General features: G+C 50.8%; 13 protein-coding genes. 9 read left to right on the plus strand and 4 right to left on the minus strand.

Going from position 1 to position 16,093, the window contains the following annotated elements:
- Positions 1-3: 3 nt before the first annotated feature.
- A complete protein-coding gene (gene nagB / locus SH451x_RS19205; RefSeq protein WP_479358651.1) occupies positions 4-789 on the minus strand; it encodes a glucosamine-6-phosphate deaminase in 786 nt (261 codons plus the stop codon).
- 254 nt (positions 790-1,043) lie between these two features.
- On the opposite strand from nagB, the gene SH451x_RS19210 reads away from it, so the two are divergent.
- Positions 1,044-2,144, plus strand: coding sequence for a TerC family protein (locus SH451x_RS19210; RefSeq protein ID WP_479358652.1), 1,101 nt, complete (start codon positions 1,044-1,046; stop codon positions 2,142-2,144).
- Between the two features lie 236 nt (positions 2,145-2,380).
- Here the strand turns inward: SH451x_RS19210 and SH451x_RS19215 are convergent, their stop codons facing one another.
- Together SH451x_RS19215 and SH451x_RS19220 are read right to left on the minus strand one after the other, a co-directional pair.
- Complete coding sequence (locus tag SH451x_RS19215; RefSeq protein WP_479358653.1) at positions 2,381-3,073, minus strand: hypothetical protein; 693 nt, start codon at positions 3,071-3,073, stop codon at positions 2,381-2,383.
- Positions 3,074-3,199: 126 nt separating this feature from the next.
- Entirely contained in the window at positions 3,200-4,123 is a 924-nt protein-coding gene (locus SH451x_RS19220; protein ID WP_479358654.1) for a sugar phosphate isomerase/epimerase family protein, read from the minus strand.
- Positions 4,124-4,483: 360 nt separating this feature from the next.
- On the opposite strand from SH451x_RS19220, the gene SH451x_RS19225 reads away from it, so the two are divergent.
- The 4 genes from SH451x_RS19225 (at position 4,484) to SH451x_RS19240 (ending at position 10,958) form a co-directional block, all read left to right on the plus strand.
- Positions 4,484-6,061, plus strand: a complete 1,578-nt coding sequence (locus SH451x_RS19225; protein WP_479358656.1) for a Do family serine endopeptidase — start codon at positions 4,484-4,486, stop codon at positions 6,059-6,061.
- 1,208 nt (positions 6,062-7,269) lie between these two features.
- Positions 7,270-8,889: an ABC transporter permease gene (locus SH451x_RS19230; protein WP_479358657.1), complete on the plus strand. Its 1,620-nt coding sequence runs from the start codon at positions 7,270-7,272 to the stop codon at positions 8,887-8,889.
- The gene (locus SH451x_RS19235) at positions 8,882-9,676 is read left to right on the plus strand and encodes an ABC transporter ATP-binding protein (protein ID WP_479358659.1); all 795 of its coding nucleotides are present in this window, start codon (positions 8,882-8,884) and stop codon (positions 9,674-9,676) included. The genes SH451x_RS19230 and SH451x_RS19235 overlap by 8 nt, the downstream gene beginning before the upstream one ends.
- Positions 9,677-9,890: 214 nt before the next feature.
- A complete protein-coding gene (locus SH451x_RS19240) occupies positions 9,891-10,958 on the plus strand; it encodes a ferrochelatase (RefSeq protein WP_479358660.1) in 1,068 nt (355 codons plus the stop codon).
- 33 nt (positions 10,959-10,991) lie between these two features.
- On the opposite strand, the gene SH451x_RS19245 is transcribed toward SH451x_RS19240, so the two are convergent.
- Positions 10,992-11,864 (minus strand): dihydroorotate dehydrogenase electron transfer subunit, encoded by an 873-nt coding sequence (locus SH451x_RS19245; RefSeq protein ID WP_479358661.1) that lies wholly within the window; start codon positions 11,862-11,864, stop codon positions 10,992-10,994.
- A 189-nt stretch (positions 11,865-12,053) separates the two neighbouring features.
- On the opposite strand from SH451x_RS19245, the gene hemB reads away from it, so the two are divergent.
- From hemB to SH451x_RS19265, 4 genes are all read left to right on the plus strand, one after another.
- Positions 12,054-13,073, plus strand: a complete 1,020-nt coding sequence (gene hemB / locus SH451x_RS19250; protein ID WP_479358662.1) for a porphobilinogen synthase — start codon at positions 12,054-12,056, stop codon at positions 13,071-13,073.
- A gap of 15 nt (positions 13,074-13,088) precedes the next feature.
- Positions 13,089-13,853 (plus strand): hypothetical protein, encoded by a 765-nt coding sequence (locus SH451x_RS19255; RefSeq protein WP_479358663.1) that lies wholly within the window; start codon positions 13,089-13,091, stop codon positions 13,851-13,853.
- A 354-nt stretch (positions 13,854-14,207) separates the two neighbouring features.
- A complete protein-coding gene (locus SH451x_RS19260; RefSeq protein WP_479358664.1) occupies positions 14,208-15,263 on the plus strand; it encodes a tRNA dihydrouridine synthase in 1,056 nt (351 codons plus the stop codon).
- A 138-nt stretch (positions 15,264-15,401) separates the two neighbouring features.
- A complete protein-coding gene (locus SH451x_RS19265) occupies positions 15,402-16,025 on the plus strand; it encodes a Uma2 family endonuclease (RefSeq protein ID WP_479358665.1) in 624 nt (207 codons plus the stop codon).
- Positions 16,026-16,093: the final 68 nt, after the last annotated feature.

Here is a 16,093-nt window from a genome sequence, read left to right on the forward strand (position 1 = left end):
GTATCAATATTGTTTTTGTAAAAGCTGGCGTTGTTCTTCGGCTGCCTCGTAGTCAGCTGCATGTTGCAATTGTGCCGCGGCGGCCCTGTCGGCCACAAGCACGACATGCGGATGCAATTGTAAGGCCGAAGCCGTAACTAAAGCACTCACCGGACCTTCCACTGCAGATTTCACGGCGGAGGCCTTCGAAGCCCCCGTTGCCAACAACAGGATATGCCTCGAGTCCAGTATCGTGGCAATCCCCATCGTGATTGCCGTTTTCGGCACGTCGGCCAAAGATTCAAAAAACCTTGCGTTGTCGGTTCGTGTCCGCATTGCGAGTGACTTTACTCGCGTCCGTGACGCCAATGAACTTCCAGGCTCATTAAAGCCTATATGGCCATCGCTTCCAATGCCCAATAGCTGTAAGTCGATTCCTCCCGCCCGCCGAATCGCGTCTTCGTATCGAACGCATTCTTCGTCCAGTTGTTCTGCATGTCCGTTTGGAACGTGAGTTCGCGACATATCGATGTCGACATTGTCGAACAGCATACGATTCATAAAGTGTCGATAACTTTGGTGACTGCCCACGGGTAATCCCACGTATTCGTCCAGATTGAAAGTCGTGACGTTCGCGAAGGAAAGCATCTGTGCTTGGTGTTTGGCAATCAGGTTGCTATAGAGAGGCTCCATGGTACCTCCAGTTGCCAGGCCAATGACCGCAGTAGGCTTTTGAACGACGGCCTCACGGATGATTTCGGCAGCGAACTCGACTGCTTCGTTTGCTGACGGCTGGATGACGACACGCACAGGAATATTAGATAATTGAGAGGAATTGCTTCGGTTTTAATGATTTCTGCCCTATGATACCAGCCAATTTCATATCTGCGTACATGGCGTTTAGCGACCGTTTGCCACATTTCGTCACCTCGCATGTGCTAATACCCTCTCTTTCCCTATCGTATCGATCTCGGTTATCTTCTTGGTTTCGCTTCCCAGCGTAAAAAAGCAAGCTTTTTCTTCGACCTATTCCCGCCTCACCCCTGGGAAGCTTCATCCCATTTATGCTTAATCCTTTCGCTTTCGTGTTGTTGGCTGATATCAACATTTTCGGCCAACTCTTAGAATGGCCCGACCTGATGGTCGTCGGACTTCTGGTCATACTGGAAGGCCTGCTTTCGATCGATAATGCGTTGGTACTTGGTATTCTCGCCAAGCGACTTCCCAAGCATATGCGAACCCGAGCGCTATCTTATGGACTTATCGGCGCGTTTGTCTTTCGCGTCATCGCGATCGGCACCGCCAGCTTCCTGCTGCAGTGGACGTTTGTGAAGCTGCTGGGTGGCGGCTACCTGGTCTATATTGCCGTAAAACATCTGATGTTTGAAAGCGGTGAAGATGACGAGCGATACACCATTGATGAAGAGGGAGCCCCTCATTTAGTCGACTCGGAAACCGGAGAAGAGCTGGACGTTGATCGCGAGAATATTGAAATTGAACAGCGAATCCCAATCGGCGCGTCACTTGTCAATCAACCCTACGAGAGTACCAGCCGAACGTTGGATGCGACTGGCAAGGCTTCGTCCGGGGGTGCGTTCAAGCCTGCATCTTTCTGGAAGATGGTCATCATCATCGAGCTGACCGATATCGCTTTCGCAGTCGATTCGATTTTAGCCGCTATGGCCTTGGCCGGCTCAAATCCGCAAAAACTTTGGGTTGTTGTAGTCGGAGGCTTGCTTGGGGTTATCCTCATGCGTTTCGCAGCCTCGATGTTCATTCGTTTGTTGGACAAATTCCCGCGATTCGAACTATCAGCTTACTTGTTAGTTGCCATCATCGGAATAAAACTCGTTTTGGATTGGGGATGCAATAGCGACTGGTCGTTTGACAAAACGCCAGGTTTGGCAAACCGACTAGGTTCATGGCATCAGTCATTCCAAGAGTTCGAGCAGAAACGAGTTGCGGTTGCAGCCAACTATGACAAATGGTTGGAAACGAGCTGGCCTCTAGGTCACGCCAAACCTGCCGCGCATTCGGAGCAAGCGCCGCACATCTTGAATTTCCACGATATGCGTCGCCCCGAAACAATTCTCTTCTGGACGACAATGTTGGGCTGCTTTGCCTATGGCTTTATCCCGCCAAAGCGTAAGATGGCAGCCACTTGATCCGTCAAGTAAATTAGCCCACTTGAACGGCGTTCGTAGCGTGCGATTGGCGGGCTAAACTCCACCAAGCTCGTCCTTGAGTTGCTTGCCAGGCTCGTTATGATCAGGGTTCGACCGAGTCGAGCTAGATGTAAGTGACGGTTCCGCAGCTCCGCAGCTTGGTTTGTAGCGATGAGTTTGAAACCAAGATACTGATCGAGGAAAATCGCTCGGTTTTGTTACGAAGGACACCCCACTCAAGGTATAGCCTGGGCATCCTCAGACTCGACTTGATTAGTTTTCTCAAGTCCTTCCATCGGTTCAGCCACTGCCGCGTCTTCCTCCAAAGCTTCCGCCGGTTTTGGCGTCAAGATGATTTGATTATCTCGGACCTCAAGTTTCTCGAAAAGTTTAAGTTTCGCCGCCGTCTCAGGATCTTTATAGATATCTTTTGCCAGATTTTCCTTACGAAACTCTGTCATGAAACTTTCGGGTATCGGGGTCCCGTTGACCTCAGCATCTTGCAACAGCACTAACAAGACTCCATCTTCCAAGGAGGCGTTTAATGAAATGGATCCATTGAAATAACGCCCTTTAGCGCCTGGTATAGCGTCGGTTGGGAAACTAACCTCAGCCGCTATCTTCCCTTCTTGAATCTTAACATGCACATGCCCACGAATGTCTTTGTTTTCACTGATCATGGCATTGATGTCATCCTCGGTCAGGATAAGCTGCTGCGGGGTTTTCCCTGCTTCCACATCTTCTTTAAACGATGCGAACGTTGTCTGTAACTCTTTGAGACGTTCCTCGTCTACCTCTGCGACGGGTAAGACGCGAGGTTGTTCGGAAGTGTATTTGTTGATCTGAGATTTATAAAGGTAATATCCGCCAACGCCTGTCCCAAGCACACCTAACAGACCAATGACAAAAACAGAGAGACACCCAACCATGAAGCACCCACAACGCGACTTTGGCGGTGAGGTCGTTCCTAGTGGAGGCGGCGATTGGTATTCTGGTAAGCCACTCACGTTAGATCCCCGTTTAAAATAGTTGCTTGAATCTACGAAATTTTAAGGTTAACTGAAGCAGGCAAATTGTTGGAGATATGTGTGTGACTGGCGCAGAGAATCGACGCGAGTTTGGAACGAATGCTCGTAAGCCCGATCTTCAACTTCAACGCAGACGGGCCCCCGATAGCCTGAGTCCAGCAGCACTGAGAAGAACCTTCCCCAGTTAATCTCGCCCAAGCCCGGCAATTTCGGGGTGTGGTACTCTTGCGGATGCGCCAAAATCCCAACTTGATTTAGTTTGTCGATATCCAGCCTTACATCTTTCGCATGAACGTGAAAGATGCGATCCGCAAATTGAGTCAGCGGAAGCAGGTAATCCATCTGTTGCCAGACAAGATGCGACGGATCGTAATTTAAGCCTAAATTAGGACTGCCCAAATCTGAGAATAGACGTCGCCAAATCTTTGGTGAGGTAGCAATGTTTTTGCCCCCCGGCCACTCGTCAGCAGAGAAAAACATCGGGCAGTTCTCAATGCCAATCTTGATGTTATGCTTTTCCGCCAGATCAACGATCGGTTTCCAGACTTTCAACAACTTAGGCCAGTTCTCGTCCACATTTTGTCGTTCATCACGCCCAATGAAAGTGTTTACGCGACTAACATTCAGTGTTGGCGCAAATGCAATCAAGCGTTTCAGATGCTCAATGGCGACCTCAGCTTGCGCTTGATCCGCTGTCAAGCAATTCGGGTAATAGCCTAGCGCGCTGATCGCAACACCCGTGTCCTGAACCGTCTTTTCGATCTTTGCTACGGCAGCTTGGTCACAGTCAGAAATATCGATGTGTGTAATTCCTGAATAACGCCGCTCGGCTTTGCTAGGCGGCCAGCACATCGTTTCCACGCACTTAAAACCGATCTGACTCGCAATTGAGAAGACCTCATCGAAGCTGATATCGGGAAGTATGGCACTAGCAAATCCAAGTTGCAGCATTTCAATGAACTCACTTTTAAAGGCTGGAAAGGATCAATTCGGGCGGATTGAAAGTGAAGAGCTTTAACTTTTCTGAATGGCAAGCAGACTTCGAAGTTCCTTGACAATCACTCTGAGGTTCATCGTCGCAGAAAATGTCGCACTTAAAAAGGTGGCTCAGAACGTCCTTGATCATTGATCTAGCCGCTTAAACTACTTTTTCGCTCGTTCCATTCTTGAATTTTGTCGGTCAGTCGATGAACCGTTTCCCGCACAAACTCCGTATTTGAAGAATTCAGTTTTTCTAGCTGGATGGCAAGTCATTTGCCCTGGAAGTAGAAAACTGGCCAAACTTACAAATCGATCTTAAGGAAGTATACGATGCAAAAAAACTCAGCCGCTAGGCATTGGCTGCGACTAGGCATCCTGAGCGCCGTCGCCGCCGCTCCTGTCTCAGTTCTTTATTTCAGTAGCGAGACCAACGGCCCTTCTCAACTGTACGCTCAGCAATTAGCGGTCGCTGAGGCGGCGCAAACTGAAACAGATTCGTCCGCTATCGCACAGGCAGACTCGCTGTCAGTTGCATTTCGCAATGTTGCCAAGATCGTTAAGCCTTCCGTTGTCAGCGTCACGCAAATTATTGATACGAGCAAGCATCCTGAACTGAATCGACGTCGCTCCGCACCGCGCGGTGGTGCTCCGTTCGGATCGCCGTTTGGAGGTTTGCCCGAAGGTTTGCCTGAAGAGTTTTATGAATTTTTCGGCAATGGAAATGGCCGACGATTTCAAATGCCTGAAGCGGAGGAGCAACAATCTCAAGAACCACGTGAAATTGAACGCGGCTCGGGCTCCGGCGTAATCGTTAGTGAAGACGGTTACATTGTGACGAACAATCACGTCGTCGAAGGCGCAGACAAAGTACGAGTCCAACTCAGTGATGATCGCGAACTTGAAGCTAAAATCGTAGGCACCGACCCTCGTGGCGACTTGGCCATCATAAAGATCGATGCAACAGGACTCGTTCCGGTCAAAATGGGCAACTCCGCAACGGTGGAAGTGGGCGACTGGGTAGTTGCAATCGGCTCGCCATTTGGACTTTCACAAACTGTGACGGCAGGCATTGTCAGTGCGACGAATCGCACCGATTTCAATATCACGCAGTACGATGACTTCATTCAGACCGATGCTGCGATCAATCCTGGAAACAGCGGCGGGCCGCTTCTAAACCTACGGGGCGAATTGATCGGGATCAACACAGCTATAGCATCTCGAAGCGGTAGCTTTAACGGAATTGGTTTCGCAATCCCTTCGAGGATGGTCGATCGCGTCTTTAAAGACATTCTCAATGAAGGTCATGTTGTTCGCGGCTTTTTAGGCGCAGGCATCGCCACGGTTGAGTCTAAAGGAGAAGAGTTTGACGTCGACCTAAGTACTCAAGGCGTTTTAATCACCGCTGTTGCGAAAGATGGCCCGGCCGGCAAGGCAGGAATTGAAACAGGAGACGTCGTTCAAAGTATTGACGGCGAGGAAATGAAAAATCCAGACCAGCTCCGTAGACATGTCGCCGGTTTGCGCCCAGGTACGATGGCGAATTTTTCGCTGGTACGTAAAGGTAAAGAGATGCAGGTATCCGTCAAGATTGAAGAACTCACGGACGAACGCCTTTCAAGTATCACTGGCGATAATATTGAAATGCTCGGCCTGAAACTAACTCCAGTCACCGACGAAGTAGCCAAAGAATTGAATCTGCAAGAAACGCAAGGTCTGCTAATTCGCGAAGTTGCCTCCGATAGCCGGCTCGCGCGACAGGTTCGACCAGGCGAAGCGATTCTTGAAGTGAATGGGCAGCAGGTCAACTCAGGCGAAGACCTTAAAGCTGCAGTCGAAGAATCTAATGACGGTCGAATTCGGATGCTCGTCGCGAACCGTACATCCCTACGGCTGATTCAGATTAATTAGGTCGCTAACAAAGTTTCGTAACGCGTCGAACGCGGGTCTGCTTGGCCCGCGTTTTTTTGTGCCCTGGCTCCGCAGCCGCTGTGAAAATCACTTGCATTGCTAGCTTAAACGACGACCTCTACTTTCCACCAATGTTAAAATTTACTGATTTTAACGACTGTAGGGGCCGATAAGTTATCCAGCGTATTTGCAGAAGTGTTTTTACAGGGGAGTGTTGAACACGATGTTCAAACGATTGATAGCGGCAGGATGTTGTGCGATCACTGGCTTGGTATTCAGCGGATGCTGTGCGATCGCACCTGGACCTTGCGGTAGCACATGCGGTACGGGCGTTTGTGGACAAGGAGTTCTTCCGACGCGTCTGGCGAGTCGCGTTGTGAACCGAGTCGCTTCACCGTGCACGCAAGGCTGTGGCGAGATTTATTGGGATGAACGGATCAACCATCCACCCGTTATCGATCCATGCGGAAGCTGTGGTGAATTTACAGGCGTAAGCTGCGGCGTGAACCGCCCAATTCTTTCAAGACTCAGGGACGCATGGGGATTGCCCTATATTGGCGCGTGTGAATGTGCGAGTCCGGGTTGCGACTCTTGTGCAGGCGCCACGTTAAGTACATATGCCGATCACAATCTAAGCAGCTACGTACCAGCTGCCTCACACGATCCAGGTCATTGTGCGTCATGTGCAGCATCAGCCGGGTCAATGTCCAGTATTCCGACTGCGACACACTCGCCTAGTCCAGCAGCGCGAACGACGATCCATGACGAACCGACTCCTGCATCCCGTCCAACGGCGACCTCCGACCACCAAACGCCGTCAGAACATGCACCGGTTCACAGCGAACCTGCTCAAACCCATGACCATAATCACGGACATGACAACCATTCGGCTTCTACATCCACTACACGTCGGATTCGTCCTGTTTCCGCGCAACGACCTGTAAGCCGCTAAACACGGTCGCGAAGGATCGCTCTCGGCCCTTCGCAAGCGACGCAAGACTAAAGAACTCCGCGGGCATTCACTTTGCAAGCGGAGTTTTTCGTTGAATTTTCTGTGCAGTTCACGAATTCTACAAAACTGGCAAATTCTGTTGAAAGCACTTCAGTTACTTTCGGAACCGATATTCCGTTGATCCGCCAAGATTGATTAGACTGCCGACTGGGCTATTTTCATTTAGACATCAATCGGACTGGCAAGGATTGCCGTAATGATCCAGACTTTGCTGTGCTGGCGCTATCTTCGCACTCGATGGATTGCATTGGCATCGATCGTTTCCGTAACTTTGGGCGTCGCTACGCTCATCGTCGTTAACAGTGTCATGGACGGTTTCACCGAAGAAATGCATAACCGCATTCACGGTATTCTGTCCGACGTCGTCGTTGAAAGTCATTCGACAACGGGAATCACCGATCCAGCCTTCTACGAACAACAGATTCGTGGGCAACTAGGTGATCAGATTGAAGGCATAACGACTGTCGTCGCCGTGCCGGCAATGCTCACATTCCAATACAACGGGCAATCGCATACACAGCAGATCAATCTGATTGGTATCGATAGCGAGACGTATGCTTCGGTCAGCGATTTTAGCCAGTATCTGCTGCATGAAGATAACAAGCAGCGAATCGATTTCCAACTTCGCACGAACGGCTATGGCAAGGACAAAGTCGCGTTCCCTGAATCTGGATGGGACTATCGCCGCGAGTGGGCACGATTTCAAAAAGAATTCGAGCTTGCACACGAGCATCGCCGAGCACTTCAAAAGCAACTACAAACAGTCAATCCCGGTGTTGTGACGGAAGAAAGCGAGTTTGTGCCACCAACTTCATTGCTAGAGTCGACGACTACTGGTGGGATCGTAAACCCCGCGTCAGCCGATTCCTTCGATCCCAACGCCGGACCATCGATTGCATCCGGGGGTCACGGCCAAGCTCACATATTTGATCCAGAACATGAAACACATACGGGTGTGGTGCTAGGCATCGGTATTGGCAGCATTCGCTATCGAAATGCCGATGGAATTGTCCAGGACCACTATTTGATTCGGCCAGGCGATGATGTAACGATTGCTTTGCCCGGAGCAGGTACTCCACCGCGTGCCCTCAATGAACTCTTTACCGTCGTCGATCTCTACGAAAGCCAAATGAGCGAATATGATTCGACGTTTGCTTTTGTGCCAATTGAAAAGCTACAGAAAGCTCGCGGGATGATCGACCCATCCTCAGGCAAAAAAGCAGTCAGCAGCATTCAGATCAAACTCAAGGCGGGAGTTGATCTCGCATCGGCTCGCGACCAGCTTCGTGCATTATTTCCGCCCGAAACTACGCTTGTGCATGTCAATACATGGCGTGATTCGCAAGGTCCGTTGCTCGCAGCGGTTCAAATGGAAACCACCATTCTGAATATTCTCCTGTTCATGATCATCGCGGTGGCTGGGTTCGGCATCCTGGCGACGTTCTTCATGATAGTCGTCGAGAAAACCCGCGACATTGGCGTTCTCAAAAGCCTCGGAGCTTCCGGCAGCAGCGTTGCAGGAATATTTTTGATGTATGGACTGTTGCTCGGCATAACGGGAGCTGGCGTTGGCGCAGTTCTAGGACTGACGTTCGTTCACTATATCAACGACATCGCGGCGATGCTTGAATACGTTACTGGCCGGGAAGTTTTTGATCCGACCGTGTATTACTTCACAAAGATTCCTACTATCGTTCACCCGTTTACGATTTGCTGGGTAGTCCTTGGCGCCACTGCAATTGCAGTTCTGGCCAGTGTCCTACCTTCACTTCGTGCCGCTCGCATGCATCCCGTGGAAGCTCTTCGCTATGAATAACGCCATCGTGTCTATCAACGACGCTCGCGTCGATCCACAACGCCCAAGAGCACGATTGCGGCGATTCCCAGATCCTACCGTCGCCAATGAATCGAGCTTGGTTTCGGCAATTGGTCTGCACAAATCCTACAGCCGCGGCAACGTTTCCGTACCTGTCTTAAAAGGCGTTGACTTTAATGCTCCCACAGGCGCAATGACTTGCATCATAGGTCAAAGCGGAAGTGGCAAAAGTACCTTACTGCACCTCTTAGGTACGCTCGACAAACCTGATGAAGGTGAAGTTTTCTTCGAAGGCAATCGGATCGACAACGTAAATCGAAGCCAACGTGATAAACTGCGAAATGAAGAGATTGGTATGATCTTCCAGTTCTACCATCTGTTGCCAGAACTCACGATGCTCGAGAATGTTCTGATGCCCTCCATGATTGGATATTCGTTTTTCAATTTCCTTCGCCAGCGTGTTGAACTTCGACGACGCGCCGAAGAACTGCTGGAGTTGGTTGGACTGTCGCATCGATTGCATCATCGACCGAGAGAATTATCGGGTGGAGAAATGCAGCGCACTGCGATTGCCCGCGCTCTCATCTCAAAACCCCGCTTGCTCTTGGCAGACGAACCTACCGGCAATTTGGACCAACAAACCGGCAACGGCGTTCTCGAATTGTTGGAACGATTGAACAAGGAACAAGGGCTCACGATTGTCATGGTAACTCATGATGAAAAAGTCGCAAAACGCTGCGACCACGTAGTTCGATTGGTCGAAGGTCGCGTCGAAGCCGTTTCATAGCCTGCCAGCGATCTATTCTAGCCACTAAATTTTGCCCGCAACTCGCTTCGTTAGCGGGCCATTCTGCACAGGGTACCCTGACGCTTTACGGGTAGCTATCATGTCTCAGAGTCGAACCAGATGCGGCCTGTTCCCTCGCATCGCGAGAGCCAGACATGATGGATGCGGTTAGACTGCAGTCACTTTTACGTTTCTTTGGTATAGCTTTTCAACAATGACGTCCAACTCGCAACCTTCCATGGCATATGACGCAATTCTATTCGTTTCTTTTGGAGGCCCCGAAAAACGAGAAGACGTAATGCCGTTTCTTGAAAATGTTTTGCGGGGTAAAAATGTTCCCCACGAAAGGATGTTGGAAGTTGCCGAGCACTACTATCATTTCGACGGCGTCAGCCCCATTAACCAACAATGTCGAGACATCATTTCGGCACTTCAAGTCGAGTTGAAGGAAAGTGGAATCGACCTGCCCATTTATTGGGGCAACAGGAATTGGACGCCAATGCTGGGTGACACATTCCAGAAGTTAAAGGAAGATGGCATCAAGAATGTGCTCGCGTATTTTACGTCATCGTTCAGCTCCTACAGCGGCTGCCGACAGTACCGAGAGAATCTTTTCGACGCCGCCCAAACTCTGGGCGAAGAAGCCCCGCACATTGACAAGCTGCGTATGCCTTACAACCATCCGCTCTTGATTGAAATTCTCGCCGACGCGTTACGTAGTGAACTTGAATCGCTCCCATCCGCCCAACAGAAATCTGCGCACGTGCTATTCTGTGCACACAGCATTCCTGACGCGATGGCAGAAAACTGTCGTTATGAAGAGCAACTTCGTGAAACATCTAGACTGGTCGCTGAAAAGGTTGGACATGAAAACTGGGAGCTAGTCTTCCAAAGCCGAAGTGGCCCTCCGACACAGCCATGGCTTGCGCCCGACGTCTGCGACCGCATTGAAGAATTGCATTCGAATTCTGCCCCACAGAGTGTCGTGTTGCATCCGATCGGTTTCGTCTCAGATCATATGGAAGTCCTATTTGATCTGGACCACGAGGCGAAGGAATTGTGCGAAGAGAAGGGTATTGCATTTCGACGCGCGGCAACTGTCTCTAAAGATCCTCGCTTTGTCAAACTGATCCGGCTGCTGATCGAGGAGCGAATGGACGCAACGCGGCCGAAACTTGCAGTTGGAAAATTTCCCGCCAATCATGATGTATGCCCAAAAAATTGCTGCCTTAGCGGTCGTCCGGGCAGTGAAGGGCGACCTGCAATGTGCCAAGCCACTTGAGAAGTCGCGTCGATTCAGTCATACGCAGCGACTCTACCAAGCGATTTGATTTGCATCGAACACCGGACCTTCGATGCAAGTACGGCGGTAGTCCCATTGGCCGTCTTCTTGCTTAACCTTGGCGACGCATGAAAAGCATATTCCGATGCCGCAGGCCATTGGAGTTTCGAGCGATACGTCGCAGGCTACATTCGCTTGCGCCGCAATTTCCGCGACGGCTTCCATCATAGGTTCTGGGCCACAGCAAGCGATTCGCATACTCTCGCCCTCATTACGATCAGAAAGTACCTGTCGCAGGCCCTCTGTGACGCGACCACGAATTCCATGTGAACCGTCTTCTGTCGATGTCAGCAAGTTAAGTCCAGACTGCTCGAACTTGGTTAGGCCTGCAAGATAGTTCTTGCTGCGAGCGCCATAACAAAGGGTCACTTTTTTTGCGTAGCCGCACGCTCGGAACGGTTCACCAAATCGCTGCTTTCCGAGTGCTTCCAGTGCCAAGGTCAACATCGGCGTCTGTCCGACACCGCCTGCAACAAGAACAAGATGATCTACCGGAGATGTTTGAAAACCGTTTCCAAGTGGCCCCCAAACGTCTAACATCGAACCAGAAGGTAGACTTGAGAGCGGCATGGTCATTCGCCCTTTGGCCAGGTACACAAATTGCACTCCGACTGGCCCAGTCGCATCGAATGTTCGATCCCACATCGCGAATGCACGCCCCAGAATCGCATCCTGTCGATTCGAAATTCTTAGCATCGCAAACTGCCCAGGCACCATTTTTCGCGAAAGTTCCGGTGCATGGACCGTAACCTGCCAGGTGGACGAAGCAATCTGAGTATGCTCGATGATCTTACATTGCTGAAAAGTCCATCGGCGCGACTCATCAATTTGAGCAGTAGGAGGCATTGGGGACCTGTGCGTGTAAAAAGGATAAATTGCCCTAGGTTGTAGTGAATTTTCGAGCTTAAAACAGGTCTGATTGTGGCTCGGCATGCTACGATTCTGGACTGGTGCTAGGCAAAACCACGTTTACCAAGTCCACCATTGGGTTTACATTCAGACCTTTTCCACTAGTCACTCACACTGAGCTTCACAATGAATAACTGGCACGCCGCCCGAGGTCCCTATCCTGCCACCCGGATGCGGCGGTTGCGTCGCTGGCCATGGGTTCGCGATATGGTTGCTGAGTCAACATTGGCACCTCAGCACCTCATTTGGCCGCTATTCTTGATTGAAGGCAGTGGACAATTGCAAGCCGTCAAAAGTATGCCGGGGGTTGATCGCTTGAGCATTGACCTTGCCGTCGACGCTGCCGCCGAAGCCGTCGATTTAGGGATCACAGCCGTCGCCCTCTTCCCGGTGACACCAACCAGTTTGAAGACCGACGACGGCCGCGAAGCCTTCCGACCAGACAACTTGATTTGTTCAGCCACCGAGGCGATTCGAAAACGAGTCGGAGATGGACTTGGAATTATCTGCGATGTGGCGCTCGATCCTTACACGTCCCACGGCCAAGACGGACTTGTGCATGACAACTATGTCGTCAATGACGAGACGATTGATGTGCTGTGCAAACAAGCTGTCAACCAAGCGAACGCCGGCAGCAACTGCATTGCCCCAAGCGATATGATGGATGGCCGAATTGGATGCATTCGCCAAGCCTTGGATGACGCGGGTCACGAACAAGTAATGATCATGTCCTATGCTGCCAAATATGCATCCGCATTCTATGGCCCATTCCGCGACGCAGTTGGATCAGCAAAAAATCTTGGAACAGCTGATAAAAAAACATATCAGATGAACCCAGCCAACGCGGACGAAGCCTTGCATGAAGTTGCTCTCGATTTGCAAGAAGGCGCTGATATCGTCATGGTCAAACCCGGAATGCCCTACTTAGATATAGTCAGCCGAATTCACGAAGCTTTCCGCGTTCCAGTTACCGTCTACCAAGTCAGTGGCGAATATGCGATGCTGAAAGCAGCCGCTCAAGCAGGTATGTTGGACGAACGGGCTGCTATGCTAGAATCGTTACTTGCATTTCGCCGCGCCGGTGCGAGTGGCATACTCACTTACTTTGCCCGCGACGCCGCCATACTTTTGAATCAGAACTCCTAACTTACTTTCTAAGCCATGCGGCAGTCAGATAAATTCGCCATCTTCAAGCTGATTCCTCCTAAGCTTGCTCTGACGCTTATTGCCGTCGCAATAGTCTACGCGATCGGACAGCCTTTTGCGAACGCGAGATTTGGCTGGAGCCTGCCATCGATCGCAGATATCGCTGAGCTAGATTTGAGCGGAGATAACGCTGGCAAGTCTAACGAAGCTGTAGAAAAACCCCAACGCGAGAAAACGCCGGAGCCAACTGAAAAGCTAGCCGACACTCAAAAGAAGAACGCGACTCAGGAATCGGACAAAAATCGCTCATCGGAAAGTACGACTTCTGCAAAGAAATCCCAGCCGACAAATTCATCCGAAACACAAGCTGAAAGCCGACCATCGGATCTGCACGATGGCTTCCTTCGAGAAGTGGGGCGGAATCGCTATGAATCGCCCGCGGGTCTAGTCTACGGTCCAGGCAGCGAAGAAGGGCATCGACTGAAACACATTGAACGACATTTGGTTGACCAACCTAACCGCCCCGGTAGTCACGGCGTCTTTGAAGGCGATATGAAAGAAATGTTGGCCGCAATCGACGACGCATTCACTCGGGCTTCCAAGGGAGCTAAGGGAACGTCGCGTCGTGACGAAGACGGCATGATGGTCTACGAAGCGACGTTCGATAAACCGATCGGTTATATCGGTGGCAGTACAGGTAAACGCAAGCAGAATCCAGCTTCCAAACGTTTGCGAGTTGTAGTTTCCGGGAAGAATGTCATCACTGCGTTTCCATTCTAAGTTCTGCTTATGTCTGACTGGTTAATCTACACTCGCCATTGTCCGGTTTGCGGTCAAGGGCTCTGCCGCGTTCGGACCTGCAACGCAACCGAAACGGTCCACCAATTTCTGCTCTGCGATGAGTGCAACGCTGTTTGGACCGATCCGAATCAGATGACTCGTTCCCCCCAAACAGACGCTTCGCAACCACAGTGTCCCAAGTGCTGCGCCGATGTTTGGGGTGGGCAAACTCGATGGTCGACGCTTCTCGAGACAATCGCGGCAAACTGGTACGGGCATGTTTATATCGATCGAGACCGCACCGAGTAAGATTTCGGCTTGACTAATCGCTGCTGGTCGGGCGCAATATGCAGCATGAAGAAACCACTGCAGATCGGCTCGATTGTTCTCGAAAATCCATTCGCCCAGGCGGCGCTTAGCGGCTATAGCGATTGGCCGATGCGGATGCTTGCACGTCGGCACGGTGCGTCGTATAGCTTGTGTGAGGTCATGCTGGACCAATTTTTGGTTAACCTTAAGGACCGCGATCGCACCAGACACTTTTTATTCAATACCCCCGAAGAGCACCCAGTCGCGGGACAACTGATGGGGGCCGAACCGGAACAATTCGCGATGGGCGCTGCAAAGCTAGTTGAGGCTGGATTTGCCGTGATCGATATCAATTTCGGCTGCCCAGTAAAGAAGGTCTTGGGCAGATGCCGCGGTGGCTTCCATTTAAGCCAACCAGAAGTTGCGTTAGAGATTGTGAGACGCACTCGCGACATCGTCCCTGCTGCGATCCCGGTTACAGTCAAAATGCGTCGAGGAATGGACGATAGCTCGCAAAGTTACGATGACTTCTATCGGATTTTAGACGGTGCATTTGCATACGGTGTCTCCGCAATCACAGTGCATGGACGAACAGTTCAACAGCGATATATCGGCCCAAGTCGCTGGGACTTTTTGAAAGAAGTCAAAACGCATGTCGGCGATCGAGTGATCCTTGGCAGCGGTGACCTCTTCAGCGCCGCCGATTGCATTGCCATGATGCATGAGACTGGAGTGGATGGAGTCACCATCGCGCGCGGATGCATCGGAAATCCATGGATCTTCACTCAGGCAAATGCCTTACTGCGTGGTGAACCTGAGCCGCCACCGCCGACTATCTTTGAACAACGTGAGGTGATCGCGGAACATTACAGGATGGCCGAACAGATCTACGGTGAAAAGAAGACGTCGCTTCAGATGCGGAAGTTTGGCATTAAGTATTCGATGTTGCATCCCCAACACTTAGCTGTTCGCGAGGCGTTTACAAAAGCCCACGCCCGCGAAACTTGGTTTGAAGTCTTCTCCAAATACTACAGCGAAGATGGTCCCGGCGTATCGCCAAACACTAACGAAACGGCTGCCACTACGGAATGCGGTGTCTAGAAATGAACGAGGAAAATCTCCGAGACAGGAACTCGCGGTTCCTGTTACGGTTGCTTGTTGCCTGCCTCTTCATGCTTGTATAATTCTGGTGTGTCATTCTTTCCTTCGGCGAATCAAGAGCCAATAAGAGAAGCGAACATGAGCAGCGCCGAGCGACCAAATTTTGTTAGTGTTGATGCTTACCTAAAGATGGAAGAAGCGGCGTCTTCCAAAAGCGAGTATATCGACGGTTGGATCCGAGCGATGACGGGGGCAACGTTGCGACACAACAAAGTCGTGATGAACTGTACTTACCGGTTGATGCAAATCCTCGATGGTCATTCTTGCCAAGCGTTTAACTCCGACACAAAGCTTCGCATCAGTGATCCGAAGACCACCCGATACTACTATCCAGACCTTCAAGTCGTCTGTGATTCGAACGAACCGACCTCGGTATTTCAAGACCGCCCGGTATTGATCGTCGAAGTTCTCTCGCCGTCGACACGCCCCTATGATCTTGACGAGAAGATGTCTGCATACCTCTCGATTCCGTCACTTCAGTGTTACATTGTGTTAGAGCAACATCAACCAATAGCCATCGTCATGCGACGGACAAGCGGCGGCTTTCTTCGAGAGTGTATTTCAGGGATCGATTCGACAATCGCCTTACCGTTTCTCGATGGTTCTTTATCGTTGCGAGCTATTTATAATGGCATCGAATTCACACCGACCTGCGTGCAAGAGACTGAACCAGAATACGACGTAAGTCCACACGCGAATTGAATCACTGCCACGAGTGTTCACGGCGAGTTGTAACGACGCTCTAATAAAAAATACGTCCAGAGCGCGGG

This window comes from Njordella aestuarii, assembly GCF_056494165.1.